Origin of the sequence: Nonomuraea maritima (assembly GCF_900100395.1) — a bacterium.
In the GTDB taxonomy this organism is placed as follows: domain Bacteria; phylum Actinomycetota; class Actinomycetes; order Streptosporangiales; family Streptosporangiaceae; genus Nonomuraea; species Nonomuraea maritima.
The window spans coordinates 83,660-109,680 of record NZ_FNFB01000007.1 but is presented as its reverse complement, the minus strand read 5'-3'; the positions used below and the strand labels follow the sequence as shown (position 1 = coordinate 109,680).

Sequence of the window (26,021 nt, the reverse complement as noted above, 5' to 3'; positions counted from 1 at the left end):
CGCTCACCGATGGTGCCCGTCGGCGGCGGGCTCCCGCCTCGCGCCGTCCTGGGCGGTGAGCAGCCCGGACCGGTGGAGGTGGTCGCGGGCGGCGGCGATGGCCTCGGGCGTGGTGGCGAGGACGCGGCCCGCCGCGTCGAGACGGGCGATGACGCCGAGCGCGTGCAGGGGCTGGTGGTGGTTGTCGCGGATGCCGGAGACGTAGACGGTGATGCCGCGGCGCTCGAGGCGGTCGATGGCGTCGCCGAGTACCAGCGCGCCGGTGGCGTCGACGGTGGTGACCCGGGACATGCGCAGGATCACGGCCGAGACGTCGGCGACCTCCGTCAGTTCCAGCAGGAAGCGGTGGGCGGCGGCGAAGAACAGCGGCCCGTCGAGGCGGTAGGCGATGATGTGCTCGGCCAGCAGGGCGTGTTCCTGCTCGGTGTGGTCGCCGGGCAGGTCGGGGCGCAGCGGCATCTCGTCCAGGCGGGCGTGGCGGGCGACGGCCCGCAGGGCCAGCGCCCCGGCCACGACGAGCCCGACGATCACCGCGGCGACCAGGTCGAGCGCGACGGTGGCCAGCGCGGTCAGCACCAGGACGACGGCGTCGCCGCGGGTGGAGGAGACGATGGCCTTGACCGAGCCGACCTCGACCATGCGGACGCAGGTGGCCAGCAGCACGCCCGCCAGCGCCGCCAGCGGGATGCGGGCGACCAGGCCGGCGGCGGAGTAGACGATGACGGCCAGGATGGCGGCGTGGGCGAGGGCGGCCAGCCGGGAGGTGGCACCGGCGCGCACGTTGACCGCGGTGCGGGCGATGGCGCCGGTGGCGGGCACGCCGCCGAACAGCGGCGCCAGCAGGTTGGCCACGCCCTGGCCGAACAGCTCCCGATCGGGGTCGTGGCGGTGGTTGACGCTCATGCCGTCGGCCACCGAGGCCGACAGCAGCGACTCCAGCGCCGCCAGCGCGGCGACGGCGACCGCCGGGCCGAGCAGCGTGCCGAGCTCGGAGAGGTCGAGGAAGGACAGCGACGGGGCGGGCAGACCGGCCGGGAGCTCACCGATCCTGCCGACCGGCAGGCCGCCCAGTTCGGCCGCCACGGTGGCGGCCGCCACCGCCAGCAGGGAGAACGGCACGGTGGGCCACCGGCGCGCACCCGCCAGGATCACCCCCGCCACCGCCACCGCGAGGACGAGCGGCCACCAGCGGGGGTCGCCGGCGAATTCCTGGACGGCGCGCCAGGCCAGCACGACGACCTTGTCACCCTCCGGGGTGGGCACGCCCAGCGCGGAGGGGATCTGCTGCAGGCCGATCACGCAGGCGATGCCGACGGTGAAGCCCTCGACCACCGGGGCCGGGACCAGCGCCATGTACCGGCCCGCGCGGGCCAGGGCGAGCGCGATCAGCATCAGCCCCGCCATCAGGCCGACCATCAGCACGCCGGACGCGCCGTACGCGTGCACGATCGGCACCAGCACCACGGTCATCGCGCCGGTCGGCCCGGACACCTGCAGGCCCGAGCCGCCGAAGACGGCCGCGAGCGCACCCGCGATCACCGCGGTGGCCAGCCCGGCCTCGGCGCCCATGCCGGAGGAGATGCCGAACCCGAGCGCCAGCGGCAGCGCCACGATCGCTACGGTCAGCCCGGCCAGCAGGTCGCGGCGCGGACGACGGCCCATCGCGGCCAGTTCGGCGCGCTCGGGCAGCACCGAGCGCACCCGGGCCCAGCCCGAGAGGATCAGATCGCTCACGGGGCTCCGGCCTCCGCGAGCAGTTCGTTCAGCAGCTCGTTCCGGCCGACGAGCATCTGGGTCAGCAGGGTGCGCGCGGCCACCAGCAGGTTGGCGACGCCCCCGCCGGCCAGGGCGTAGACCACGGTCGGCCCTTCACGCTGCGCGGTCACCATGCCCGAGCGGCGCAGGACGGCCAGATGCTGCGACAGCCCGGTCGCCTCCACGTCGATCGCGGTCAGCAGGTCGCGTACGGGCATCGGACGCTCGCTCAGCAGTTCCAGCACCCGGATCCGCACCGGGTGGCCGAGCAGCCGGAACATCTCCGCCTTGGCCTGGTACAGCGGCACGGACTTCACAGCGCGGGCTCTCCCCCGGGCCCGGGCGCCTCCTCGTCGAGCGGCACGCCGTGCCGCTGGGCGAAGCGCCGCGCGTCCTCCCATGCGGCCTCGGCCCGCATGCGTTCGTCGGCGTCGTCGCCCAGGCGGGCCGCCTCCAGCGCCGCGTGTGCCTGGTGGACGCGCTCCCTGACCGCGGCAGAGAAGGACTCACTCACCACTTAACTCCTGGGCCAAGATCGATTCAGAACATGCGAGAACCATCATGTAGCAAATTGCAGAAATTTTCAATTGGTGGATTGATGGTTCCATGGAACGGCCCGGAGAGAACGCGCCACAGCCATGAGCGCGCGCCCCGGCCGGGTCGCCGGTCGGGGCGCGCGGAACTCCGCTACGTGGCCGAAGGCGTGCGCTGCGCGAGCTCGAAGCCGAGCTGGCTGAACAGTTCGAGCTGGTCGTAGTACTCGCGATGCGTGACGATCTTGTCGTTCTCGACAAGGATGGCGCAGCAGGCGCGGAGGGTGATGCGGCGGCCCGTCCCGAGCACCTCATACCCGTCCGGCAGCAGGAAGGGGCCTGTGTGGGTGCCCGTGTACGTCCATTCGGTCACCGCGGGGTTGTCGAGTTCGCCGTACTCGTACCACGCCGAGTGATGGAAGTCCGGGAAACCCCTGAAGAACTGCTCGTACAGCCAGGCGATCTGGTCCCGCCCTTCGGCGACGCCGGAAGGCGTCACGTAGACGGCGTCCGGGCTGTAACAGTCGAGGATCGCATCCAGGTCATGAGCGTTGACCGCGTCCCTCAGCCGATGTTTGAGCTCCCAGAAGTCAGACATAGAGTCGTTCCCCAGCTGAAATCAGGTTGTACGTATCAATGTCACGCTATGCGGTGACAGGTCATCGGCTCGTGATGGTCCACCGGCGGCAGGAACATTCGAGACCATGGTTTCCTCAGACCTTCGCCAAGCCGGGCCGGGGCCGCCGCTCGTCAGCGCTTCGTACGGCTTCCGTCCGCTCTGCTGTGAAAGGTGCGCGCGCCCGCGCGATGCACGGCGGCCTTGATCAGGCCGAAGATCGCGCCCTGCACCGCGGCGGCGACGAGGACCTCCTTCCAGCCGCGGTCGAGGTCGCCGGCATCCGGCGCGTCGTCCTGGCCGGACACCAGCGTCCAGACCCGCTTGAAGAGCGCTGCCGCCAGCGCGCCGCTCAGCATGCCCATGCCGAGCGACGCGGCCTTCTCCACCGATCGCATGTCAGCCTCCCTACGCCGACTTCTGCTTGTGCCCCGTTCCACGCGCCTAAACGACCCAGATGTCGGCCAGCCGACCGGCTCCCAGGTCAGGGTGGGCAATCGTCGGCGGCTGCGCGGCGCGCACCTGACCGCTAGGGTGCGGACCATGTCGCCGTTAGCTCGAACCCTGCAGGTCCTCCTGATGGTCTCCGGATTCGCCGTGCTCGGGTATGCCGTCCTTTGGCACATGGACGACGCCACCGGGTGGCAGTGCCGGGCCGAGAAGGTCGGGAAGGAGACGGTGCAGATCTGCGACACCGAGGACGGCGTCGACACCCCGATCCTCCTGGGCATGGGCGGCCTCGCCCTCGAGATCGCGAGCGTCTCCGTCGCAGCGGGAGCCCGCCGCCGGGATGCGCATTCACCGCCCACCACTCCAGCCCCCGTTCCCCCGACCCCCTTCGCCGCGGGACAACCGCCCCAGGCACCCGCCGCTCAGCCCGGCCCATGGCCACCCCAGCCCCATCCCGGACAGCGCTGAGCACACGTGTCTGCCGGAAGCGTCTGACACCCGAGACCGCACGGGGGCGTGGATGACCGTTCCGCGACCTGGCGCAAGGCTGCCGCCAGCGATAATGAGCACTCCGGAGTGCGGACGTGACGGAGTGGAGGATCGTGGATCGCTACGAGGGTGCAGATCACGCGCAGGACGCGCCCGCGTCCCGTGACCGGCTGACGATCGCGCTGATCGACTCCGGCATCGGGCTGCTGGCGGCGGCCGCCGCGATCCGGCGGTTGCGTCCCGACGCCGATCTCGTGCTGTCGTCCGACCCCGAGGGCATGCCCTGGGGGCCGCGCGGCGTGGCGGATCTCGCGGCGCGGGCGCTCGCCGTCGCCGAGGCGGCGGTGGCCCACCGTCCGGACGCGCTGGTCGTGGCCTGCAACACGGCGACCGTGCACGCGCTGCCCGCCCTGCGCGCCCGTCTCGAACCGGACATCCCGGTCATCGGTACGGTTCCGGCGATCAAGCCCGCCGTCGCGGGCGGCGGGCCCGTCGCCGTGTGGGCCACCCCGGCCACCACGGGCAGCCCCTACCAGCGCGACCTCATCGCCCGGTTCGCGAACGGCGCGAAGGTCGCCGAAGTGCCGTGTCCCGGTCTCGCCGATGCCGTGGAACGAGCGGACGCGCGGGCCGTCGCCACGGCGATCACGGCCGCGGCGGAGCTCACCCCCGACGACGTCACGGCCGTCGTCCTCGGCTGCACCCACTACGAACTGGTCGCCGAGGGCATCCGCGCGGCCGTGCGGCGCTCGGGCCTGGTGGCGCCCGCGTTGCACGGCTCCGCCGACGCGGTGGCCGCCCAGACCCTGCGCCGGCTCGGCGTCGAGCCCGCTCCCGGCTCCCCCGTGACGGGAGACCTCACAGTGCTTCTCAACGGCCGGGAGGCGGCGCTGCCCGCACCGGCGCTGGCCTACGCGGAAGGCCGCCGCCTGCGCGCGTGAAGTCGTTGCCCGGCCGTGACCGGCCTTCGGCATGATCACCGGGCAGGTAGAAGACGATCATCGCGCCGGCCGCCTGCGGCTCGCTGCTCGCCACCGCCGCGCCCGCGTACGCCACCCCCAAGGACCCCTTACACGCGCTGAAGGGTGTCCTGAAGTCGGGTCACGGAGTGCGCTTCACCGAGACGACGACCCTCGCCACCCCGTCCGGCCGCGACAAGAAGAAGCTCCAGGACCGCAAGGGCACGTTCCCGTTCTCCGCCAAGGGCATCGCGGCCTCCGACATCACGGCGAACCAGGTCGGCGGCCTCCGCGAGCGCGCCGTCTCCGTCGGCAAGACCGGGTACATCTCGGGCGGCATCCTGGCGAACCGGCTTCCGCCCGGCGCGAGCTGGTACAGGACCAACCTGCGTGCCGGCACCAGCGGTTTCCACGGCCAGGTGATCACGATCGACAGCCGTTTCACCGGGTGGGGTTCCAAGGCGTCGATCAAGGCGCCGGACCCGAAGGACGTGGCTGACCTGGCGGACTGACCACCCGAACCGTACGGCTCGGGTGGTCGGCCCGTCCCCGGTCAGTGGGCGCGGCGCGGCGCCGGGATGCCCTCGGCGGGGGTGTCGCGCAGCAGCCACACGGGGTTGGACAGCGCGAGGACCTGTCCGGTGCGATCCCGTACCTCGATGCGGACGAACCGCGGCGACCACGTGTCGATCGGCAGGTCGACGTAGCCGGGAGCCCACTGGGAGGCCGGCATCTCGGTGAAGGTGGTGCCGGGCTCGGGCTTGTCCGGCCCCGCGAGGTCGACCGTCCCCTGCACGACGCGCACGACGCCGTCGGCGGGCAGGCCGGTGAGGATGGCGCGCACGTTGCGGGTCGCGGCGGTCGACGTGGTGACCGAGCCCATGGGGGCCGAGCCGTCCACCTGGAGGTCGACGACGCCGGAGAACCTGGCGGGGTCGCCGAAGAACACGCGTCCCGAGGCGAGGGCGGCGAGCAGGTCGGGCAGCTCGCGGCTGGGGGCGTGCGCCCAGGTGACGAAGTTGGAGTCCTGGCCGAGCCAGTTCTGTCCTGAGTGGTCGTCGCTGACGCCCGTACCGGTGAGGAAGATCGCGTTGCGGGAGCAGACGTCCCAGACCTGGGCGTGCCGGTCGAGGTCGACGCCGCCGCGGCTGGGGTAGCCGACCTCCAGGATGTCGCACCCCATGGCGCGGTCGGCGAGCACCGTCTTGGCGACGCTCGCGCGCAGCGCGTCCTGCTCCGCCGGGGACAGCTCGGCCGGGTGGGACGTCCCGAAGGGGTGGTTGTAGGAGACGAGACCGCCGGTCGAGTGGATCATCTCGACGGCGGAGAGCGCGGCCTTGGGGTCGGGGTTGGCGACCGGCTGCGGCTTGGCGAACTCCGGCATGGTGATGCGCGGCCCGAACCAGTTGAAGTGGGTGGGCTTGAACAGGGAGACCTCGAGGCCCTGGTACTGGCGCACGGCGGGGAACCGGTGGGCGTACCCGGCCATCAGGTCGGCCTGCACCTGCAGCACGTCGTCGGCCGAACGCGTCGGACGGGAGATGCGGAGCAGGTCGAACCAGCCTTCGGCGCGGCGCTCCTTCGTGCTGACCGCGCCGAGGGTCAGCGAGAGCATCGCGGCGTCGCGGCTCTCGAGGTCGGGCCAGAACCGCTTGAGGTCCTCCTCCGGGGAGAAGCGCAGGGTGTTCCACCGTCCCTGCCGCGCGGGCAGGTGCACGACGCCTTCCAGCCCGGACGCCTTGCGCGCCTTGCCCTGGGTGCCGTCCACGATGTAGGTGAGCTTGTACTGGCCGGCGGGCCGCCCGGCGGTCGCCGGGCGCCAGCTCGTGGAGATGACCACGGCGAGGTACGCGTGCGGCGACACCTCGGCGGGGAAGACGTCCAGCTCGATGGTCTGGTCGTAGAGGGAGCGCTGGTGCACCGTGTTGGCGCCCGTGCCGGAGATCCGCACGGCGGCCTCGTCGCGGCCGGCGGACGTCGCCGAGAGCCGCACCGAGCCGGGCGTGGTCTCGTCGCCGGGCGAGGCCATCGCCTTGTCCCACAGCACCTCCGACGACGCGAGGGTGCCCTGGCGCTGCTCCGCCCACTTCCACTCGACGCCGTTGACCTGCTCGGAGGGGCCGTTCATGTGGATGAGGCCGGGGTAGCCGTGCTCGGCCATCCGGAAGTCGTGCTCGGTCCACCACATGACGTCGATGCCGGCCTTGGTCGCCTGCTCGAGGTGGCCCTGCATGCTGCCGGCGCCTTCGCTCCAGGAGGCGTGGATGTGCATCGCCATCGAGACGGGCCGGGGGGTCACCGCGTCACCGGCGTACCGGGTGGCGGCCGCCGCGGGCTGGGGTCCGAGCATGAGCCGCCCGGCTCCCACGGCGGTCATCGCCGCCGTCGCCTTCAGCACGTCCCGCCGCGATATCCGATTCATCCTGCTTTGCTCCTCAATGTCGATCTGCGGGAGGAGCATGTCACCCACCGGTAAAACCGCCGGCTACGCCGTTCTCTACATAAGACATCCAGTACATGAACAAACGCCGGTACGGGCCCAAAGGGGCGCGCCGCGTACGTTGGCCATGGCTTCCAGAGGTGAGCTGAGCCGGGTGACGCCGTGACGGTCAGAGCCGGCGAGCAGCCCAGAAGCGGGGCGAACGGTCAGTAGTACAGGGCTGAGCGGGCGGCTTCCCTGACGGTCTTGGCGACGTGAAGTGCGGGGCGCTCCAGCTCAGCCTGCACCTTCTCCATCGCCGCCTCGATCTCCGCAGTCGTCAGCATCCCCTCGTACGGCAGCCCTTCCACCCGCTCCTTCCTCAGGTGCGTCGGCGGATGGCTGGCGTCCACACGGGCCTTCTCCTCGAGGGCCTCCCTGCGGCGGTCTTGCAGCGTCTCCTCAGGGACCGCGTCCACACTGGCCAGCAGCTTGCCCCACAGGTCCTCGGCCCCGACGACGGCCGCGCTCGGCTGCAGGAAGCTCGCGACCGACGGCAGCCGGGTGGTCATCGTGTCGAAGGCGGACGCCATGGCCCGCGCGCCCGCGACGCGAGCGCCCAGCTCGTCCGCTCGGTACTCGGCGCGCTGCGACGAGCGGTACAGCAGCCGCCGCAACGCCCACCGCAGACCCCGCGCGGGCAACCCTGCCACCGCCAGCACGGACTCACTGACCAGATCCTGCAACGAATCGTCCCATGTCCAGGTAAATCTGGTCATCCCGTACAACTCCTCAAGAGCGTACAGCGCACCACCCACGACCCACCCGTGCCTGGCATCCCCGTTGCTGGAATGTCCCAGCTCATGAGCAAGAACCGCGACCCGCTCCCGCGGACCGAGGACCAGCCAGAGCGGATACCCGATCACCACCAGACGCCGCCGCCGCCACCCGTACGTGGCCAACGCCGCGTTGGCCATCCCTCCGAGCGCCACCGTGTCGACCTTCGGAGCCCCGACCCCCTCACCGATCCGATCGATCAACGCGTGGAGCTCCGGAGCGTCGGCACGCGTCAGCACCTGAACGTCGGCCGGCAGACGCGCGGCACGAGGACGGACCAACCACGCCACCCCGAGGGCCACGAGCCCAAGAAGAAAGGCGAAGAGATTCATGAGCGACAGCAGGTACACCCCGCTGACCAGAAAAGCCGGACAGAGGAGGTGGACCATCCACGCGAGCACGTAAGAAGCGACACGCGACACACCCGCTGACACGCCGGGCACGGGCCCGGCAGAGGAATCGGGCACGAGGGACGGCACAGGAGGCAGCGCTGCAGACATGTCACAGCAACGTGCCAGACCCCGAACACGGCCGAATAACGATCTACCCGTCCCCCTCCCCCACCGTTCCCGAGCATGGAGCAGGACGGCAGCAGCGTCCCACGCTCATAGCGACGGAAAACACGGCGCCGCGCAGGAAGAGACCAAGGGACGAGGTGAAGAACCAGGCAGGCTGTCTGCTGGAGCCAACTGCCTGGTCGAGGCCTCACGCTTGTAGAGCTCGAAGCCACTGGTCGAGGACGGCGAAGTCTTCCTCGGCCAGTCCGCGGAACGACTCCACACGATGAAGGAGAGCTCGGCCGTCATGGTGCGCGATGACCCAGTCTCGATCGGCGTCGGTGATCTCGTCGTCAACCCAGGCGAATGGGCGCCCAGCTGACCAGGTCACCAAGGGCCGGGTCTTCCAGTGCAGCCCGAACCAACGGTCTTGGCGTTCGTCCTCAAGGGACGGCTCCGGCCAGTTGACGACGGGCAGTCGCGGCAGACCGATTCGCGGCGCTATCTCGGCATTCGCTTCGTCTTCCCAAGTTGTCGCCCAGACGAGTGCACAAGGCAGCGCCGCCAGTCGACGCCCTACTTCGGCGGTCAGCCGCGAAAGGTGCGAGTCCGGCGTGGTACCCCGTACTTCGCGCTGTGGTCCCGCACCGTAGGGCAACAGCGGCCCGTCAACGTCAAGGAAAAGCAGCGGGCGTCCCGCATGATCGGTCATACCGCCGTACCCACCTCCCTACATGTAGCTGCCCTCTTTGCGACCACGTCCCGCACTGCGGCGATCCTCCCTCACGCAGCCCGGTAACCCTGCGTCACCTGGCCTCGTGCATGGTGATCGACGGTGATCTGCGCCATCCAAGTGGCAGGCGATCGTTGCTGGTCACAGCACTAGCCGATGTCGACCACCCGTGCCCATGAGGGTGGTGTGTCCGGCACGTAGTCGGGATCGCTCTCGTACGACGGCTTGATCCGGGGGAACAACCCCACCACCATGCGGGACGCCGGCCGTTCCCGCGGCCATGGGGTCTGCCCGTCGGTCAGCACCACGATGACGTCCGGCCGGTGGCGCGCCCGCAGCGCCGCGGCGATGCCCGTGCGGAGATCCGTGCCTCCCCCGCCCACCAGTGTCATTCCCTCGGCCCGGCACAGCGGTTGCGCGACCCGGGCCGCCGCGTCGCAGGACAGGACGCTGACCAGGTCGCGCCGCCCGCCCACGGCTCGGACGATCGCGGCGACCTCCAGCAACGCGCTCCCCAGCTCGGCGTCGCTGACCGACGCGGAGGTGTCGATGACGACGCTGATCCGCGGGGGCCTGCGCCGCAGGCTCGGCAGGATGACACCGGGCAGGCCCGCCGAACGCCGCGGCGGCCGGCCGTAGGCGTAGTCCTCGCCCACGCCCGGTCCTGACACCGCCGCGCGGATGGCCGTGCCGAGCAGTTCCCGCCACGACTGCGGCGGATGGAAGGCCTCCTCAGCCCACCGCCTCCACCCCTTCGGCACCTTCCCCGGGTGGGCGTTGATGCCCCGCGCCACCCGGAACCGGACCGCCTCCCGCTCGTGGTCGCTCAGCCCGTACGCGCCCTCCGGCCCGAGATCCCAATCCCGCTCGAGTCCGTCGGCGCCGCTGCCGCAGTCCAGCCAGACCAGATCCTGCGTGTACGGCCCGAGCCGGAATTGGCGCAGATAGTCCTCCATGAGCTCGCCTTCGCGCAGCCCCAGCGTCTTCGGTTCGACGGCACCCTCAGGCCGGACCAGCCCGTCACCGTACACGTCGTCGTTGATCTCGAGATCGGCGGCGATGTTCATCCGTAGCCGCTCTCCCCGTCCCGTCAGCTCCCGCTGCCGGGCGACCCGGTCGCTGCGACCGTGATGGTCGCGCAGCAGGTGGGAGACCTCGTGCACCCACACGCTCGCCAGTTCCTCGACGGGGGTCCGCGCGACGAACGCCGGTGACGCATAACACCGCCAGTGCCGATCCACGGCCATCGTGGGCACGAACCTCGATTCCACCGGGTGCAGCGCGAACAGCGCCGTCGCGAGATAGGGCCGTGCCCGCGCGGCGTACAACCGGGCGGTGAAGAGCTTCTCGAGGTCCATCAGCCCGCCACCCGCGCCGCGACCTCGTCCGTCTTCCTGCTCAAGGTGGCCACCCCGGCGAGCTTCTCGATCGAGGCCGGGACCTCCCAGTCCGCGCGGCGCAGCGCGGCGAGCGTGGAGGCGGGCACGACCACCAGATCCGGGGCGCCGGTCTCGAGCGCTCGCGCCAGCAGCGCCCATGCCGCGTCCCACCTGCCCTTCTCCGGCCGTTTCCGCACGGCCGTGACCACACCGTCGAGAACGGCCTGGCGCAGGTCGCCCCGCTGGGGCAGCTCGGCCGTCGCCGGGTCGGCCAGCAACGCCTCCGGATCGGGAAGGTCCATACGATCCATGGCGGCGAGCAGCTCCAGCCCAGGCCCGTCCCCCACCGTGCCCCTGACCAGCATGGACAGAACGTCCTTGGACGCTTCGGCCGCGGTGGCGAAGGCGATCAGGTGCAACGCCATCTCCCAGCTGCGAGGTGAGGGCCACGCGCCGCCCCGGTGCGCCTCGTTGTTCGGCAGCCGGTGCACGAGATCAGGGCGGGCGGTGAGGAGCCCGCACACCGCACGCCGGGCGAACGCCACCGCCTCGGACAGCCGCTCCGGGTCCAGCCACGGCAGGCTCGCGCGCGGCCAGACCCCGCCGAGGCCGCGTACGACGACATCGTGTTCGTGACGCCATTGCAGGTGGACGAACCGGTTCGCGAGCGGCGGGCTCAGCTCCCAGCCGTCGGCGGCAGAGGAACGCGGGTTGGCGGCCGCGACGATCCGGACACCTGGCGGGAGCCGCAGGGCCCCGACCCGCCGTTCCAGTACGAGGCGGAGCAGGGCTGCCTGTACGGCGGGCGGCGCCGTGGAGAGCTCGTCCAGGAAGAGCAGTCCCCTGCCCGATCGAGCCAGACGTACGGCCCAGTCCGGCGGCGCCATCGGGACACCCTGCACGGCAGGGTCATCACCGACCACCGGCAGGCCGGAGAAGTCGGACGGCTCGTGCACGCTGGCGATCACCGTCGTGAGCGGCAGGTCGAGCGCCTCGGCGAGTTGCTGCAGCGCCGCCGTCTTGCCGATGCCCGGCTCCCCCCACAGCAGGACGGGCAGATCGGCCGCCACCGCCAGGGTCAAGGCCTCCAACTGCGTGTCGGTACGCGGCTCCGTGGTGGTGTCGCGGAGCAGGGAAAGCAGATCGCCGGCGACTTCGATGCGCGAGGCGTGAACAGAAGAAGACATGAAGAATCACCTTGAGGTTCAGGAAGGTCTCAGCGGAATGTGGCGTGGCGCGGGTGAGCGCGTCCCTTACGGGAGCGGCGGTCCGGTCGCTCGGCCGGTCCCGGCCCCGACCCGAGCCCGGCACGGAACAGACCGTGGTCGATCCGCCGCCGCGACGCCTCCTGCAGCACGTCGCGCAGCGCTCCCTCGGGCAGCCGCGCACCAGGTCCGAGAAGTCCGTCGACGGTGGCCTGGGCGCCGGCGGCGTCGCCGTGCTCCAGCCGCGCGCTGACGTCGGAGAGGCGCTCCGGGGAGCGGTGGGCCTCCTCGATCAGCCGCAAACAGGGCAACGGGGTACCGGTCAATTCGGCCAGCAGCTTCTCGCGCCGGATCTCGGTCGCGTCGTGATCCAGGGCGACGAGCACACCGTTCACGAGCGCGATCCTGTGCTGGGCGCCGCGACACTCGACCATTCGGGGCCCGCTCCGGTGGCTGTGTGGCCTGGCGTCCGGCGGATGGCCGGGTACCAGCGAAGCTGCGACGAGCGGGTGCAGTTTGCCGGCCTCGATCAGGCCGGCACGCAGCAACGCCAGGTCGGGCAGCACCCAGGTCGCCGCGTCAGGCAAGATCAGCGGCGGCGCATCGCCGATCCGGGACGCGTCCACATCGAGGATCACCCGACGCCGACCGCCGACCCGGACGGTGACCGTACCCCCGCCCTGTCCATGGGCGCCGAGCAGCAACCGGGCCTCGGCCGGCCACCGATCGACGGCCCAGCCCCGTGCGTGCGGTGCCGTTGCGGACCGTGTACGCAGCTCACCGGCCCTGCGCGCATCCCACAGGTGGCGATGCAGGTCGAGGCGGAAGCGCCGATGCGGATGGGGGTGCGGATGCGGTCCTGACCGGGAGCCGTCCCAGAGCGCCAAGCTGATCCGCTGACCGGCGTCCGCCCAGGCCGGCGGGGTCCTGGCCACGAGGTGCAGCGTGTCGCGCCCCTCGTTGTACCGAGCCAACGAGAGGGTCAGACCCGGACGTAGCAGGCCGTTGGGGGCGATCCTTGGCATGTGCCAGCGAAGCAGGTCAGGCGCCAGGTGGCGGAGGTCAGTGCGAAGGTGGGTGGCCAGTTCCTGGCCGTGAAGGCGCGCTATGCGGCGCAGGTCGAGATCGACGTCCACGTGTGCCGCTGCGCACGCTGCTGCCCAGTCTCCGGTCGTACGGCGGGCGGTCGCTGACTCGATCATGGTGGGCGGCACGGCGAACTCACGCACGCGCAGCCAGAGGGTCAGGCGGGAATCCTCGTTCGAGGTCGAGTGCGGCATCAGCACTCACCTTGCGCGAACGGGTCCCCCAATCTGCTGTTGGAGGTATTCATCGTGATCAGCGTAGCGTCCTCCGGCCCGCACGAACAGAGCCGTTCCGGAGAGCACTTCGTTCGACCAGCATGACGGCCGCGCGGACCGCCCGATGGGCGCAGGCGTGTGCGGGTCGATCGGTCGTGATGGCCGGCGCAGGCGCGTGACCGAACCGGCCCCCACCATAGGCAGCATCTTCCTCAAGCGTCACACCCCACTGGTGATGGAGTGGACCTCACTCCGCTGACCGGAATGATCTCGGCCATTCACCAGCGGTTCTGAGGCGATGACGCGCACATTGTGGCCAACTTCAGGAATGGCCCCGGTCAGGGCGTATATGGCAGCCCCGACTACGACGACGTAGTCGGGGCCGGACGCCATCCGACTGCGGGCAGGCCCTGGCCAGTGGTATCGGGGTCCAGCTTTTCTACTCGCTGGGTGCTGTTCCCTTGTCCACCACCCGCTTGCGGGCCAAGAGCGCCACGAGCAGTGCAACCACGAGACCCGCGCCTGCCAGGAGGGCGGTTCCCGGGGAAGCGACTTCGATGACCAGGCCCGCGGCCGCCGCGCCCATCGCCACGCCTACGTTGTTGGCGGTGTTCACCCATGTGGTCGCTTCGGTACGGTTCGCCGGGGGAATGGTGTCGTCAACCGCGATGTACACCACGATGAGAGCGGGAGCGATCGCTATCCCCATCAACGCCAGACACAGGCCGAGCGGGAGGAGATCGGAAACGAACCCCGTCACGGCCGTGGTGCAGGCGATGACCGCCAAGAGGCCGCCCAGCTGCGTCGACAGTCGTTGTCTGTGCCGGATGCGTCCCCACAACAGCCCTCCCAGGCCGCTCCCGACCGCCATGGCCGCCAGCAGGACACCTGCGGCCACGGGGTTCCCCGCGTCGTTGGCCTTGGCGACGACCACGACATCGATCGGCCCCAGTCCAGCGCCGAGTCCCAGCACGATCAACACAAGAAGGATGAAGCCGCCCGACGTGAACGGCCCGAGCAGGTTCTTGTGCCGAGAGCCTTGCTCCTTGACAGTGACGGCCTGAGGAGCGGCGGGAGAAGTGGCCAGGCCGATCGTGCCGACCAGCAGTAGCACGCCCATGGCCAGCGTCGGTACTTCGGCGCCGGCCACGCTGGTCAGCGTTCCGGCGATGACTGGTCCGACGGCGTAGAGCGCCTCCTCGGCGACGGTGTCCAGGCTGTAGGCTCGCTGGCGGGCGTCGAGGTCCGGAGTCAGGGCCGCCCAGACGGCGCGCATCGCCGGCCCGAGTGGCGGCGCGCAGATCCCGATCATGGCACCTAGCGCGATGTGAACGAAGGCCGTAGCGCCGGTGGAGAACGCCAGGGCGAACAGGCAAAGGACGAGGGTACAGGCCAGGGCTAAGGGGATCAGGACCTTGCGCTGGCCAGAAGTGTCGACGAAACGCGACTTCACTGGAGCTACGAGGCTGGCGAGTGAGTAGGCGCCCAGGGCGCTGCCGGCCACCGCGAACGAGCCGGTCGCGTCCTCCACTCCGAAGAGGAGGACCAGCGGGAGCATCGCGTACGAGAGCCGACCCGCGATCGCCGCCGCGAAGGCGCGAGATACGCCAGGAAGGCGCAGAATCGCTCCATAGGTGAGCGTGACCGGAGCCTCTTGCTGGGTCATCGATGTTTCCTTGGAGATTGAGGTCCCAATATGACGGGTCAGGTAGGTCCCGCACGGGAGCGCTCAGGGTCATCAGGCTGGTGATGTCCAGCGCGAGGTGGGTGATGACGTCCTGGCAGGCGTCCCGAACGAAGAAATGACCCCTGGGGAAAACGCGCAGTCCGAGCTGGCCGACGACCGCTGAACGCCACTGTCTGTTCAGACGGTCGGGGTCAAGGACTCCGTCGATTCCGTAGTAGACACGCACGGGTGCGTCGAGCAGCGGCTCAGCCGGACATACCGGTAGTCAGAGACGACTTGGAGGTCGGCCAGGAGAACCGGCAGCACCAGAACTCATCAGCCGTCGTTGGCCAGGAGTTCGGCTGGAGCGACGTCGTCCGCGCGCATTTCGGCTAGGCGCCTGCGGCGCTGACGCTGGGATCCCGGACGCTACGACGAGCCTGGTGGGACGGCCTCGCGCGTCGAGTCGCGTGGCGACCTCGACGGCGAGGAGGCCACCCCATACTGTGCCCGAAAAGGGTGACTTCGACGTCGAGATATGGCTCTGAGCTCTCTGCCAATTGACCGACGAGCGGCGCGTATCGCGTCGCGGACGGCTGCTGAATCGGCTCGCTTTGCCCGGCAGGCATGCCGCGACGATGTCTACATCGGGTATTCTCCCCACCCATTCGCGGTAGCCATTGGCAGAACCTCCCGCATACGGGAGACATATTAGGCGATCATCCCGAACGAATGGTCGTCCGAACGCCGTGCATTCACGCCGTTGTGGCGATGCGGACACGGCCTGGCCGAGATGGTCGCGGCGTGACTCATGGAAGGGATCGGCGTGCTGCCGGCTCGTGTCGGGGCGTGACCATGAGCGAGTTCCCGCCGAGGTCGAAGAAGTTGTCTCGCGCTCCCAGCCCGCTCACGTTGAGGACCTCGGCCCACACGGTGGCGAGTTGTCGCTCCGTGGTGGTGCGTGGCTCGACGGTCGCGGCCGAGACACCTGCTCTGCCCGGTACGCCGGGCGGCGGCAACGCGGCGACGTCGAGCTTTCCGTTGACGGTCAGCGGAATCGACCGCACAGGCAGGCCCACCTGCGGCACAAGATGATCAGGTAGCCGGTTCGACAGGTTCCGCTTCAACTCGTGCACGAGCAGATCGGAGGAACGAGCCGGCAGCGGGTCATTCGTAATCGCCGTGCCCGCACTACCTGGGCCCTGCCCTCACTGGCATTCTGTCGTCCGTGTCATGAGCAACGGCGGCTTCGGCCCCGCCCACACCCTTCTGGGACTGCCACCCGGCGGACATCGGGCAAACGGCACCGGCCCGGACGCGCTCGAACAGTACGAGAAGCACCCGGAGTTGAGCAGTGTGCTCGGGTTCCCCCTCGTAGCCGCCGGATGCTCCATGTACTGGTAGATGTCGCTGACTCAGCCCGGCAATCCTGTCTACCTCTGGGATGGCGACGGGTGGGACTTTCCCGAGGAGCAGTCGCCCGAAGTGGGGATCGTGGCCATCTGCTCGTCCCTGGCAGAGTGATTCGACCGCTGGGCCGACGGACGCAGCCTGGTATCTGCATTTCCTGTACGCCAAGATCAGCCGCGGCATGGCGGCACCGTAAGCGGACACGACCTGGCGCCCTCGCGTGCGGACGGCGCCCCTTGGATCATGTCCGAGAATGACCCATGGCTAGCGGCCACGGGATGGGAGCACGAGGACGTTCGGGATCTCACCCGCGAACCTGGGGAGGAATCGCCGTGTGGAGGGAACTGATCGGCGGGCTGTACGACGATGCGGAGTTCGCCGTACCTGCTTCCGATGAAGCCATCGATCAGATCGAGCGGCTGCTCAACCAGACGGTGCCGGACGACCTGCGAGAACTGCTGCGTGAGACGGACGGCGTTCAGGCCGAGTACGGCTCTGGGCTGGTGTGGTCGGTGCAGGACATCATCACGGAGAACACACGCTTCCGGCAGAGCGCCGACTTCGCCGAGCTCTACATGTCGTTCGACCAGCTCATGTTCATGGGGGACGACGGCGGCGGGAACCAGTTCGCGCATGTCCGCGTCCCTGCGCGAGGGCCTGACCTGTTCGTGTGGGATCACGAGACCGACGAGCGCAAGTGGGTCGCCGGGTCACTGGAGGAGTATCTGCGGCGTCGGGCGAGCTCGTACATGTGAGAGGAATGCCTCAGCCCCGAACACCCGCCTCCTGTACGGTCACCCGCATGCATGATCGACACAGCCCGGTGGCCGCGGCCAACGCGCTGACCGCCCGATGGGCGCAGGCGTGTGCGGGTGGATCGGTCGCGATGGCCGGCGCAGGCGCGTGGCCGCTGCTGGCGTACCTGGCAGCGGCAGCCACAGGGCCGGCGCGTACGGAACTGCTGGACGCCGTCGGAACGGACGCCGCCACCGCCTCTCAAGCGGCCCGAACCGTACTGTCGATCATGGACGGTTCTCCGGCGATCCGATCAGCGCTGGGCCTGTGGTCCCGGCCGGACCTGCCGCTGCGTCCGACCTGGACCGCTACCCTTCCCTCCGGGATGTTCGGGGAGCTGACCTCGGACCTAGCTGCCGACCAGCGCCGGCTCGACAGGTGGGCGCACGAACGGACCGGCGGGCTCATCCCCACCATGCCGCTCCAGCTGACCGACGACACGCTCCTGGTCCTGGCCATGGCGCTCACCGTACGCACCACGTGGCTCCGCCCGTTCACCGAGGACATCGGCGGGTTCGACACAGGGCCGTGGGCCGAGCGCGAGATCCACGTGTTAAGCCGCAGCACCCGCGTGCTCGACCGGGCCCGGATCGCCGACACCCCGGCCGGCCCGCTGACCCTGCTTCGCGTCATGGGGACAGGCGGCATCGACGTCCACCTCCTCCTCGGCGAGGAGTCGATGAAACCCGCACACGTTCTCACCGCGGGCATCGACGTCCTGGCCGGACGCCACCCCTCGACGGGCGTCGACGTCCTCGGCGTGGGCGAGCCAGGACCTGGCCTGACCGTTCGCCTGGTCCGGGATCACACCCCTGACGACGCGTTGAACGTCACCGTGCCGCGGTTCACCGTCACCTCAGAACATGACCTGCTGGATCTGCCGCAAGTGTTCGGCCTGGCGACGGTGACCGACGTGACCCACGGACATCTCCCCGGCGTCAGCCCCGTGCCCCTCGCCGTCACCCAGGCCCGGCAGAACGTCGTCGCCTCCTTCGAGGCGACAGGCTTCGAGTCCGCCGCGCTCACCGCCGTGGGTGCCGTCGGGGCCGGACCAGCCCCTCGACCCCCGTACCGCGTACGGCACGTCGGCCTCGACTACGCCCGCCCCTTCGGCTTCCTCACCGTCGACCGCCGCAGCCATCTCATCCTGACCGCCGGCTGGATCGACGAGCCCGAGACGATCAAGGCAGAACACCTGACCGCCGACCCCGCAGCACCGGCCTGTACCTGACGACGGTCATTCGCGACCGGTATCGCTTTCCTTTCCATCAGAGCGTCGCTCGATGCGGCGATCTCGGGGGCGTTCGCGGGTGATCAAAACCGCGACCAGATTGAGGGTGTCACCGATGGTGCATGTAAAAAAACTTTGACACCATGTCCGGCGCGCTTTACCTTGAGTGATGTCAGCTTTGTTTTACATGAGGAGCGGGCATGGCCTTCGAGGAGAAGCGCGCCTGGGTGATGATCGTGGTCTCCTTCGGCGCGTACGCGATCTACGTGGCGATCGTCCTGGGCCGGACCGGCGACGGCCCGCTCGCCGACGTCGCCTACGCGGGAACTCTGCTGTGGACCATCGGTGGCGCCATCGTCGCCGCGATCGTGGCCAACATCGCGATGGCCATCGCGGGCGGCCACGGCGCCGACCGCACCGACGAGCGCGACCGTGAGATCAACCACGTGAGCGAGCGCATCGGGCAGTCGATCCTCGTCATCGGCGCGCTCGCCGCACTGGTCATGTCCATCGCCGAGCTGCGCCACTTCTGGATCGCCAACGCCGTCTACCTGGCGTTCGTGCTGTCCTCGGTGCTCAGCTCGTTTGCCAAGATCATGGCGTACCGCAAGGGCGGCTTCCAGACGTGGTGAAGCCGACGCGGGTCACCAACGCGATCAGGGCCCTGCGGTTCGCGCACGACGAGATGACCCAGGCCGAGCTGGCCGACCGGGTCGGCGTCACCCGCCAGACCATCATCGCGATCGAACAGGGTCGCTACTCCCCCTCGCTGGAGATGGCGTTTCGCATCGCCCGGGTGTTCCGGGTCGGACTCGACGACGTCTTCCAGTACCCCGACATCGAAGGAGACCCCCCATGAGGGCGATCGTCCAGGACGAGTACGGCCCGCCGCACGTGCTGAGCCTCGGTGAGGTCCCGACCCCGACGCCCGGCGCCGACGATGTGCTGATCCGGGTGCACGCGGCCGGCGTCGACTACGGCGTGTGGCACGTCATGACCGGGCTGCCGCTCATCGGCCGCCTCGGCTTGGGCCTGCGCCGGCCCCGCAACCGCGTGCCGGGCATGGACGTGGCCGGCGTCGTGGAGTCCGTCGGCGCCAACGTGACCGCGTTCCGTCCCGGCGACGAGGTGTACGGCGCGGCGACCGGCGCGTACGCGCAGTTCGCGCTCGCCCGCCCGGGCAAGCTCGCCCGCAAGCCCGCCAACCTGAGCTTCACTGAAGCGGCGGCCGTACCCGTGTCAGGGGTGACCGCGTTACGGGCACTCGGCCAGGTCGCCGCCGGAGAGAAGGTGCTGGTCATCGGCGCCGGCGGTGGAGTCGGCAGCTTCGCGACGCAACTCGCGGTCGCCGGCGGCGCCCACGTCACCGCCGTGTGCAGCACGGCCAAGGCCGACCTCGTCCGGTCGCTGGGCGCCCAGGCCGTCATCGACTACACGTGCGAGCCGCTCACCGGGACGTACGACCTGATCATCGACATCGCGGGCATCCGGCCACTGGCGCTCCTGCGCGGACTGCTCACCGAGCGCGGCCGGCTCGTCATCGTCGGCGGCGAGGGCGGCGGCCGGTGGTTCGGCGGGCTCGGCCGGCTGCCGGCCGCCCGGCTGATCTCCCTGTTCACGCGCCGGCGCCTGGACACACTGATCGCGCTGACCCGCACCGCTGACCTGAACGCGCTGCGCGACCTCATCGAGGCCGGCACCGTGCGACCGGCCGTTGGACGCACCTACTCCCTGGCGGAGGCCTCCACCGCGGTGGCTGACCTGGCGGCGGGCAACGCGCCCGGCAAGCTCGTCATCACGGTTGACTGACCCCGGGACTCACACGCCCCCGAATCGGCGCAGCCGAGCGTTACCCGGGCGGTGATGTGAGCCTTGCCGGCACCCGACGTGCGGCATCAACCCCCGTCCCTACACGCGGGCCACTCATCGCCGGGCGCGCAGCTTCGGTATGAGAAGGCGTCCACCACCATCCGGCTCTGACCCGTCGTGCCCTTCCTGATCACCAGGTAGTACTGCTCGGGCACCGGCACTCGCTGGTGGACCGGCACCTGCCTACGCTGATAGCAGTTGCCCCAGCTCGAGAGTGTCAGGCACTCACCGTCGACGTAGACGATCTCGGTGCGCGTGGTGGCCGGCTGGAAGTCCTTGTCGACGACCACCGTGATGTTCGGATCATCATTCATCGTGGCGGAGACCTCCTCGCCTGCTGACGTCGCCTCACGTGACTTCGTCGCCGATGCCATCGCGAGCACGCCAGCAAGCAGCACGGCAACCAGCACGGCGGCCATACCCGCGCCAATATAGGAAGGTTTGACGCGGATCCGGCGCGGCGGCAGGACCAGCGCCGGCACCGGCGGCGCGGCGTGCGGTCCTGACCCAGGCGCCGGACCCGGCTCTCGGCCGGGCGCGGGATCCGCCCCGGGCAGCGCGGTCGTTGCGGAGCCGGAAGCGGGGACCTCGCCGTCGTACTCCTCGACCCACCACGACCAGTACGGCGGCGCGGACGGCCACGAGGGGTCGGGCCTGCCCCAGCCTTCGGTGGGCTCCCATCCATCGGGGGTGGGAGGCCAGCCCGGAGGCGCGTTGAACCTCCACCCGGGTCCGGGTCGCGGCGGAATCTTCATTGTGATCCTTGTGAGTCAGCGGGTAGTTCACCAATGGAGGGAATCGTGATCATCTGGCCGCCCAGCGCCTCCACGATTCCCTGGGCGGCCTCGGTGCACGCCTCGACGGGCCCGCAGTTGACGGCCCATCCCTCTCCGACGGCGAGGTGGTTGTCGGGCCCGTAGGTCCGGAAGCCCTTGATTCGAGCCACTGCATCGTCCTGGGTTCGGCGGCTACCGAAAGTCATGACGGCCGGATGGTGTCCGAGTTCCTCGTGGCACGCGATGGCCTCGTCGCCGTCGAAGCGCACGGCCGGCTGCGGTGCAGAGCAGCGGTAGTCGCCCTCGCCGAGCGCGGTGACCAGGGCGTCCACGGTGATCGGCGGCTCGATCACGAGTGGCGGACGTTTTCCGCCGCCGACCAGGACCACCACGACGCCGGCGGCGAAGAGGACTCCTGCGAGGGCGTAGATCAGGGTGTGGAGCAGGGGCAGCCCGCTACGGGTAGCGGCAGTGCTCGACCCGCCCTCTGCACTGATCCACCACGTCCAGTCGGGGGGCGGCACAGGCCAGCCGGCCTCAGGTCCGGGCCAACCGGCGTGCGGCTCCCACTCCTGCGGGGGGACCGGCCAGCTTGGAGGTGGGTTGAACAACCATCCGGCACCCGGACGTGGTGGGATCCGCAACGAGCACCTTGCCTGTCGAGACGCCGACGATCGTCAAACGGCATTATGCATACCGGCGATCCCTCAAGTCATCAATCGTTCCAAAAGTGCAATCCACCACCATTGCCGCCTAACGATCGCACAGCGATAATCCAAACTCGATTGTGATCAAGTCGGAAGTGGAATCAGGTGAACATCCCTCCGCGCCCCGGCCCTGAATGGCGGTTTTGCTCGCCACCTGGCTGGCCCACGCCTCCGGACGGCTGGGTACCCACGCCTGCCTGGGGCGGCCCCGAGGACGACTGGCCCGAAGCGCCGCCGTACTGGATCTGGTGGGTGCGCGACGCGGAAGCCGCGGCGGCCCCCGGCCAGGCCGCTGCCCAACTTCCTCCCACGGTGATCGAGCCCTCCCCGGCGACGACGGCGGTTCAGCCTGCTCGCCACGGACTCCTGCGGCCGCTGGTCGCATTGGGGGTCGCGATCGGATGCCTGGCCGGAGCAATCGTGTTCGTCACCACCGACCGCGGTGATCCCAGCACACCTATCGCTGCCGCAACCGAACAGGCGGCCGCCGCCGCGTCCTCCGCCCCACCGTCCAAGACGCCCCCGGCACCCTCGCCGCCCTCCCCATCCTCTCCGCCCGAGACCGTGACCAGCCAGGAGGCACACGAACAGGCACTCGCGATCGACGACCTTCTCGACGAGAGCAAGCCCAGCCGGGGAAGTCTCACCCGCGCGATCCAGACGATCCTGCGCTGCTCGAACGTTGATTCCGGGATCAAATCCATCGAGCGAGTTACCCGGCAGCGTGCGGAGCAGGCAGCAGCAGCCGGCGAGCTCGACACGGACGCGCTCGCTTCAGGGCAGCAACTGGAGTCCGCCCTGGTGGAGGCGCTGACCGCCTCGCACCGAGCCGACCAGGCGTACCTGAAGTGGGCCAAGCGGTACAAGGCCCACGACTGCACGGGCCCGACGGTCGGCGACGCGGACTACGACGCCGGCAACGTCGCCTCTGAAGAAGCCACCGCCGCGAAAACCGAATTCGTCGATTTATGGAATCCCGTCGCCCGGCAGGAGGGCCTGGCTGAGCGCACCGAGGACGAGATTTGAGCATTCCCGCTCGCCCAGGTGATGGCTGGTCTTTCAATCCGCCGCCGGGTTGGATCGCTGCCGAAGATCGGTAACCGCCCGCCGGCTGGGAAGGCCGGATCCCGGCTGGCCGGCGGGCCCGCCTTACTGGCTCTGGTGGACCATTTCCGCGTCGCTAGGTTGCGGTGCGATACTCCACCGTTGGCCGCCAGGGGGTGAGCTGCGGCGAATCCTTCAGCAGGTCGTCGGTCTTCACCTGGAGTGCGGTCGCGATGGAGTCCAACCCTGACTTCACACACCGACGTTGGACTCCCTCCTCGCTGGCGATCTGCTGGAATCGGTGCCTATGCGGTAGTGCGCCGGCGGGCCAGTTCCTTCTCCTCCTCCGGCAGCGCGTCGGCGACCAGCAGCCGCGGCAGCAGTTGCGGCTCCAGAGTCATCGCCCGGAAGACGAGCGCGACGGTCACGTCATGGTGGGGCCGGTGCACGACCTGAACCGGGTCAGCGGCGCGGATTTCGCCAGGCTCGATCACGCGCAGATACGCGCCCGGCCGTGCGGCATGGGTGAACTGCTTGATCCAGCCCTCACGCTCCAGCCAGCCCTGAAAGGTGGCACACGGGATACGCGCGCACGACACCTCCAGGACGACATCAGGCCCGATCCGCCAGCGCTCACCGATCAGGGCGCCGTTGACGTCCAGGCCCAGGGTCGTGAGGTTCTCACCGAAGACCCCGTTCGCGAGCGTCCTGCCCAGTTCGGCCTCCCACCCGTCGAGATCCTCGCGGGCATACGCGTAGACGGCCTGGTCAAAGCCACCGTGGTGCTTCACGTCATAGACCCGATCACCGGCGAGGCCGACCGCGCCGGTGCCCTTGGGGCCGGGGGCGGTGACGGCGACCGGACCGTCGACGGGCCGCTTGTCGATGCCCGTCAAACTCAGCCCCTTCCACGGGTTGGGGCGGGGCCGGCCGATATTGACGGAGAGCAGCTTCATAGTGGCGACGGTACGGTCCGTTGCTCGCTCAGGCGACACGTTTTCCCTGCGATTGCCGCGTCTGCGGTACGGCCGTCCGCGTCCTGCAGCGCATCCTCACGCTCACCGCCGCCATCTGTGAAAACGACCACACCGGCCGGCCAGTCGTGCGCGCGCCAACCGAGGCAGCCGACAACGCCCGGACGTCGCCATAAGGCCAAGATCGGAAATTTGCTCCAGGCGGTGGCTTGAGGATGGCGGGACCGTGCGCCCGGTGGGCGCACGGTTCCCACGTGACGTTACGGTTCGCGGATCAAGTGGATGAGGGTGCTGGCGTGGTCGCCGCCCGGCAGGTCGAGGGGGAGGCCGTGGAAGGTGAGGACCGCGCCGTGGTGCACGGCCCCCGTGGCCGCGTCGCGGTAGCGGGACGACGGGTCAAGGCCGGCCAGGCGCAGGTCCTCGGCGGGATGGCCGAAGCGGGCTGACACGCGGTAGGCGAGGACCACGATCTGGTCGTCGAGGACGTACTGCACCGCGCTGACCGGGCCGTCGGTGTCGCCGAGGCGGTACAGCTCGCCGTGCTGCACCACCGGACGGATCTCCTTGTAACGAGCCACCAGCTCGGCCGCCTCGGCCAGCTCGTCCGGCGTCCACTCGGGCAGGTTGCCGCCGAGGCCGAGGACGCCGGCCATGGCGACGTGGAAGCGGAAGCGCAGCGGGACGAGCCGGCCGGTCAGCGGGTTGGGGCTGTCGGTCACCCACGCGGCCATCGTGCGGGACGGGTAGAGCTGGCCGTACCCGTGCTGGATGCCGATCCGGTCGACCGCGTCGGTGTTGTCGGAGGTCCACACCTCGTCGGTGCGGGCCAGGATGCCGAGGTCGGCACGTCCGCCGCCGCCCGCGCACGACTCGATCCGCAGGTGCGGGTGGTCGGCGCGGAGGCGGTCGATGATCGCGTACACCGCGCGGACGTGGTCGATCCACAGCCGGTCGGGGTCGTCGTGCCCGGGGTGGCCCGCCTCGGTGAAGGCCCGGTTGAAGTCCCACTTGAGGAAGTCGATCTCGTGGTCGGTGACCAGCCGGTCGAGCCAGTCGTGCGCCCAGGCGGCCACGTCGGGACGGGCGAAGTTGAGCACGAGCTGGTTGCGCAGCGTGGTGCGCGTACGGTGCGGCATGTGCAGCACCCAGTCGGGGTTGCGACGGTACAGATCGCTGTCGGGGTTGACCATCTCGGGTTCGACCCACAGGCCGAACCGCATGCCGTGGCCGTGCACCGCCGCGATCAGCTTGTCGAGACCGCCGGGGAAGCGGTCGAGGTTGACCTGCCAGTCGCCGAGACCGGCGCGGTCGCTGGCGCGCGCCCCGAACCAGCCGTCGTCGAGCACGAACAGCTCGGCGCCGAGGGCGGCGGCCTGCTCGGCGAGCCGCACCTGCCCGTCGAGGTCGACGTCGAAGCCGGTCGCCTCCCACGAGTTGTACACCACCGGCCGGAGCTCCTGCGGGTGCGGCAGGACGTGCCGCAGCGTGTAGGCGTGCCAGGCCCGGCTGATGCCGCCGAAGCCCGAGGCGCCGTACAGGCCCGCGAACACCGGGGTGGTCCAGGTCTCGCCGGGGGCGAGCCGCCAGCTCAGTCCGTCGTGGCCGAATCCGCCGGTGAGGGCGACCGGGCCGGACGGCGGCCGCTGCACGGTGATCTGCCAGCTGCCGCTCCAGGCGAGGGCCGCGCTCCACACCTCGCCGTGCTCCTCGCCGGCTGTGCCGGCGTCGAGCATGAGCCACGGGTTGGCCTGGTGGCCCGTGGTGCCGCGCCTGTTCGTCAAGACGGTCTCCCCGTACGGCAGCGGCTCGCGCTTGAGCTGGCTCTCGCTGGACCAGCCGCCCACCACGTGGCTGACGCGGACGCCGGGGAGCACCGGCAGGGTCCACGAGGCCGAGTCGGAGCGTTCCAGCCGGATGGGCTCGCCGTCGCCGGTGTGCCGCAGCTCGGTCCAGCGCTCGATGACGTCGGTGTCCTCGCGGACCCGGTAGTGCAGCGTGATCTCGAGCGGGTGGTGCCGGTCGGCGAACCGGACGGCGAGGTGGCCGCCGTCGATCTCGTGCCCCAGGTGACGCCACTCCACGCCGGCCCCGCCGTCGGCGTACCGGAGGAGCAGGGAGGGAGCACCGAAGCCGGGGCCCTCCAGCTCGCCGTAACCCTCGGTCTGGAAGCTGCTGCCGTCGCGGCAGACCGGGCCGGGCACCGTGGCGGCCTGCTCGGCGGTGAGCGGCGGTCCCCAGTACACGTGCCGCGGGCGGTCGTCCGCGTCGAGGCGTAGCGCGTAGGAGGTGGCGGGCGTGCGCAGCAGCCACAGCCGGTGCTCCGCCAGGTACGTCACGAGGCTCATGAAGGTCCTTACCTAGGGTGGCAGGAGCGTA

The 26,021-nt window shown here is 70.1% G+C and carries 27 protein-coding genes and 1 pseudogene; 9 read left to right on the top strand and 19 right to left on the bottom strand.

What is annotated here, in order from left to right; all coding sequences use genetic code 11:
* Nucleotides 1-3: 3 nt before the first annotated feature.
* The 5 genes from BLR04_RS14600 to BLR04_RS14585 form a co-directional block, all read right to left on the bottom strand.
* Nucleotides 4-1,662 carry a SulP family inorganic anion transporter gene (locus tag BLR04_RS14600; RefSeq protein WP_176903106.1) on the bottom strand — a complete coding sequence of 553 codons (1,659 nt, stop codon included), beginning with the start codon at nt 1,660-1,662 and terminating at the stop codon, nt 4-6.
* A gap of 68 nt (nt 1,663-1,730) precedes the next feature.
* Nucleotides 1,731-2,036: an ArsR/SmtB family transcription factor gene (locus BLR04_RS14595; RefSeq protein WP_245740272.1), complete on the bottom strand. Its 306-nt coding sequence runs from the start codon at nt 2,034-2,036 to the stop codon at nt 1,731-1,733.
* Between the two features lie 32 nt (nt 2,037-2,068).
* Nucleotides 2,069-2,269 (bottom strand): hypothetical protein, encoded by a 201-nt coding sequence (locus tag BLR04_RS39685; protein ID WP_143022048.1) that lies wholly within the window; start codon nt 2,267-2,269, stop codon nt 2,069-2,071.
* 173 nt (nt 2,270-2,442) lie between these two features.
* Entirely contained in the window at nt 2,443-2,886 is a 444-nt protein-coding gene (locus tag BLR04_RS14590) for an ester cyclase (RefSeq protein ID WP_090764224.1), read from the bottom strand.
* Between the two features lie 152 nt (nt 2,887-3,038).
* Nucleotides 3,039-3,302, bottom strand: a complete 264-nt coding sequence (locus tag BLR04_RS14585) for a DUF4235 domain-containing protein (RefSeq protein WP_090764222.1) — start codon at nt 3,300-3,302, stop codon at nt 3,039-3,041.
* A 145-nt stretch (nt 3,303-3,447) separates the two neighbouring features.
* Here BLR04_RS14585 and BLR04_RS14580 point away from each other — a divergent pair, with 145 nt between their 5' ends.
* The 3 genes from BLR04_RS14580 to BLR04_RS14570 all read left to right on the top strand — a co-directional run bounded on the left by BLR04_RS14580 (nt 3,448) and on the right by BLR04_RS14570 (nt 5,314).
* The gene (locus BLR04_RS14580) at nt 3,448-3,822 is read left to right on the top strand and encodes a hypothetical protein (protein WP_143022047.1); all 375 of its coding nucleotides are present in this window, start codon (nt 3,448-3,450) and stop codon (nt 3,820-3,822) included.
* Nucleotides 3,823-4,013: 191 nt separating this feature from the next.
* Entirely contained in the window at nt 4,014-4,784 is a 771-nt protein-coding gene (locus BLR04_RS14575; protein ID WP_090764767.1) for a glutamate racemase, read from the top strand.
* A 167-nt stretch (nt 4,785-4,951) separates the two neighbouring features.
* The gene (locus BLR04_RS14570; protein ID WP_090764217.1) at nt 4,952-5,314 is read left to right on the top strand and encodes a hypothetical protein; all 363 of its coding nucleotides are present in this window, start codon (nt 4,952-4,954) and stop codon (nt 5,312-5,314) included.
* Between the two features lie 41 nt (nt 5,315-5,355).
* Here BLR04_RS14570 and BLR04_RS14565 read toward each other — a convergent pair whose 3' ends face one another.
* The 9 genes from BLR04_RS14565 to BLR04_RS14530 form a co-directional block, all read right to left on the bottom strand.
* Nucleotides 5,356-7,224, bottom strand: a complete 1,869-nt coding sequence (locus tag BLR04_RS14565) for a twin-arginine translocation signal domain-containing protein (protein ID WP_176903089.1) — start codon at nt 7,222-7,224, stop codon at nt 5,356-5,358.
* Between the two features lie 224 nt (nt 7,225-7,448).
* Nucleotides 7,449-8,339 (bottom strand): M48 family metallopeptidase, encoded by an 891-nt coding sequence (locus tag BLR04_RS14560; RefSeq protein ID WP_176903088.1) that lies wholly within the window; start codon nt 8,337-8,339, stop codon nt 7,449-7,451.
* Between the two features lie 424 nt (nt 8,340-8,763).
* Entirely contained in the window at nt 8,764-9,267 is a 504-nt protein-coding gene (locus BLR04_RS14555) for an HAD domain-containing protein (protein ID WP_090764207.1), read from the bottom strand.
* Nucleotides 9,268-9,437: 170 nt separating this feature from the next.
* Complete coding sequence (locus BLR04_RS14550; protein ID WP_090764204.1) at nt 9,438-10,646, bottom strand: vWA domain-containing protein; 1,209 nt, start codon at nt 10,644-10,646, stop codon at nt 9,438-9,440.
* Nucleotides 10,646-11,854, bottom strand: a complete 1,209-nt coding sequence (locus tag BLR04_RS14545) for an AAA family ATPase (protein ID WP_090764202.1) — start codon at nt 11,852-11,854, stop codon at nt 10,646-10,648. Before BLR04_RS14545 ends, BLR04_RS14550 begins: the two co-directional genes overlap by 1 nt.
* A gap of 29 nt (nt 11,855-11,883) precedes the next feature.
* Nucleotides 11,884-13,152 (bottom strand): hypothetical protein, encoded by a 1,269-nt coding sequence (locus BLR04_RS14540; protein WP_090764200.1) that lies wholly within the window; start codon nt 13,150-13,152, stop codon nt 11,884-11,886.
* Nucleotides 13,153-13,612: 460 nt separating this feature from the next.
* Nucleotides 13,613-14,839 (bottom strand): MFS transporter, encoded by a 1,227-nt coding sequence (locus BLR04_RS14535; RefSeq protein WP_090764197.1) that lies wholly within the window; start codon nt 14,837-14,839, stop codon nt 13,613-13,615.
* Between the two features lie 286 nt (nt 14,840-15,125).
* Nucleotides 15,126-15,620 carry a thioesterase domain-containing protein gene (locus tag BLR04_RS42735; protein WP_425413436.1) on the bottom strand — a complete coding sequence of 165 codons (495 nt, stop codon included), beginning with the start codon at nt 15,618-15,620 and terminating at the stop codon, nt 15,126-15,128.
* A gap of 28 nt (nt 15,621-15,648) precedes the next feature.
* A complete protein-coding gene (locus BLR04_RS14530; RefSeq protein WP_176903087.1) occupies nt 15,649-15,906 on the bottom strand; it encodes a phosphopantetheine-binding protein in 258 nt (85 codons plus the stop codon).
* 675 nt (nt 15,907-16,581) lie between these two features.
* Here BLR04_RS14530 and BLR04_RS14525 point away from each other — a divergent pair.
* The 5 genes from BLR04_RS14525 to BLR04_RS14505 all read left to right on the top strand — a co-directional run bounded on the left by BLR04_RS14525 (nt 16,582) and on the right by BLR04_RS14505 (nt 20,084).
* On the top strand, nt 16,582-17,004 hold the full coding sequence (locus tag BLR04_RS14525; RefSeq protein ID WP_090764192.1) for an SMI1/KNR4 family protein: 423 nt from the start codon (nt 16,582-16,584) through the stop codon (nt 17,002-17,004).
* A gap of 47 nt (nt 17,005-17,051) precedes the next feature.
* Nucleotides 17,052-18,275, top strand: coding sequence for a serpin family protein (locus tag BLR04_RS14520; RefSeq protein WP_090764189.1), 1,224 nt, complete (start codon nt 17,052-17,054; stop codon nt 18,273-18,275).
* A gap of 200 nt (nt 18,276-18,475) precedes the next feature.
* A complete protein-coding gene (locus BLR04_RS14515) occupies nt 18,476-18,907 on the top strand; it encodes a hypothetical protein (protein ID WP_090764186.1) in 432 nt (143 codons plus the stop codon).
* Nucleotides 18,901-19,134 (top strand): helix-turn-helix transcriptional regulator, encoded by a 234-nt coding sequence (locus BLR04_RS14510; RefSeq protein ID WP_090764184.1) that lies wholly within the window; start codon nt 18,901-18,903, stop codon nt 19,132-19,134. The genes BLR04_RS14515 and BLR04_RS14510 overlap by 7 nt, the downstream gene beginning before the upstream one ends.
* Entirely contained in the window at nt 19,131-20,084 is a 954-nt protein-coding gene (locus BLR04_RS14505) for an NAD(P)-dependent alcohol dehydrogenase (RefSeq protein ID WP_090764182.1), read from the top strand. The genes BLR04_RS14510 and BLR04_RS14505 overlap by 4 nt, the downstream gene beginning before the upstream one ends.
* An 86-nt stretch (nt 20,085-20,170) precedes the next feature.
* Here the strand turns inward: BLR04_RS14505 and BLR04_RS14500 are convergent, their stop codons facing one another.
* Together BLR04_RS14500 and BLR04_RS14495 are read right to left on the bottom strand one after the other, a co-directional pair.
* Complete coding sequence (locus BLR04_RS14500; protein ID WP_143022045.1) at nt 20,171-20,626, bottom strand: hypothetical protein; 456 nt, start codon at nt 20,624-20,626, stop codon at nt 20,171-20,173.
* Nucleotides 20,627-20,895: 269 nt separating this feature from the next.
* On the bottom strand, nt 20,896-21,312 hold the full coding sequence (locus tag BLR04_RS14495) for a hypothetical protein (protein WP_143022044.1): 417 nt from the start codon (nt 21,310-21,312) through the stop codon (nt 20,896-20,898).
* A 567-nt stretch (nt 21,313-21,879) separates the two neighbouring features.
* Between BLR04_RS14495 and BLR04_RS39680 the strand changes: the two genes are divergently transcribed.
* Entirely contained in the window at nt 21,880-22,653 is a 774-nt protein-coding gene (locus BLR04_RS39680) for a hypothetical protein (RefSeq protein ID WP_143022043.1), read from the top strand.
* Between the two features lie 138 nt (nt 22,654-22,791).
* Here the strand turns inward: BLR04_RS39680 and BLR04_RS42730 are convergent.
* The 3 genes and pseudogenes from BLR04_RS42730 to BLR04_RS14480 all read right to left on the bottom strand — a co-directional run.
* Nucleotides 22,792-22,927: pseudogene (locus BLR04_RS42730) on the bottom strand (IS982 family transposase); the annotation flags it as partial.
* 49 nt (nt 22,928-22,976) lie between these two features.
* Nucleotides 22,977-23,627 carry an MOSC domain-containing protein gene (locus BLR04_RS14485; protein WP_090764167.1) on the bottom strand — a complete coding sequence of 217 codons (651 nt, stop codon included), beginning with the start codon at nt 23,625-23,627 and terminating at the stop codon, nt 22,977-22,979.
* A gap of 278 nt (nt 23,628-23,905) precedes the next feature.
* Nucleotides 23,906-25,990, bottom strand: a complete 2,085-nt coding sequence (locus tag BLR04_RS14480) for an alpha-galactosidase (RefSeq protein WP_090764164.1) — start codon at nt 25,988-25,990, stop codon at nt 23,906-23,908.
* Between the last annotated feature and the right edge of the window lie 31 nt (nt 25,991-26,021).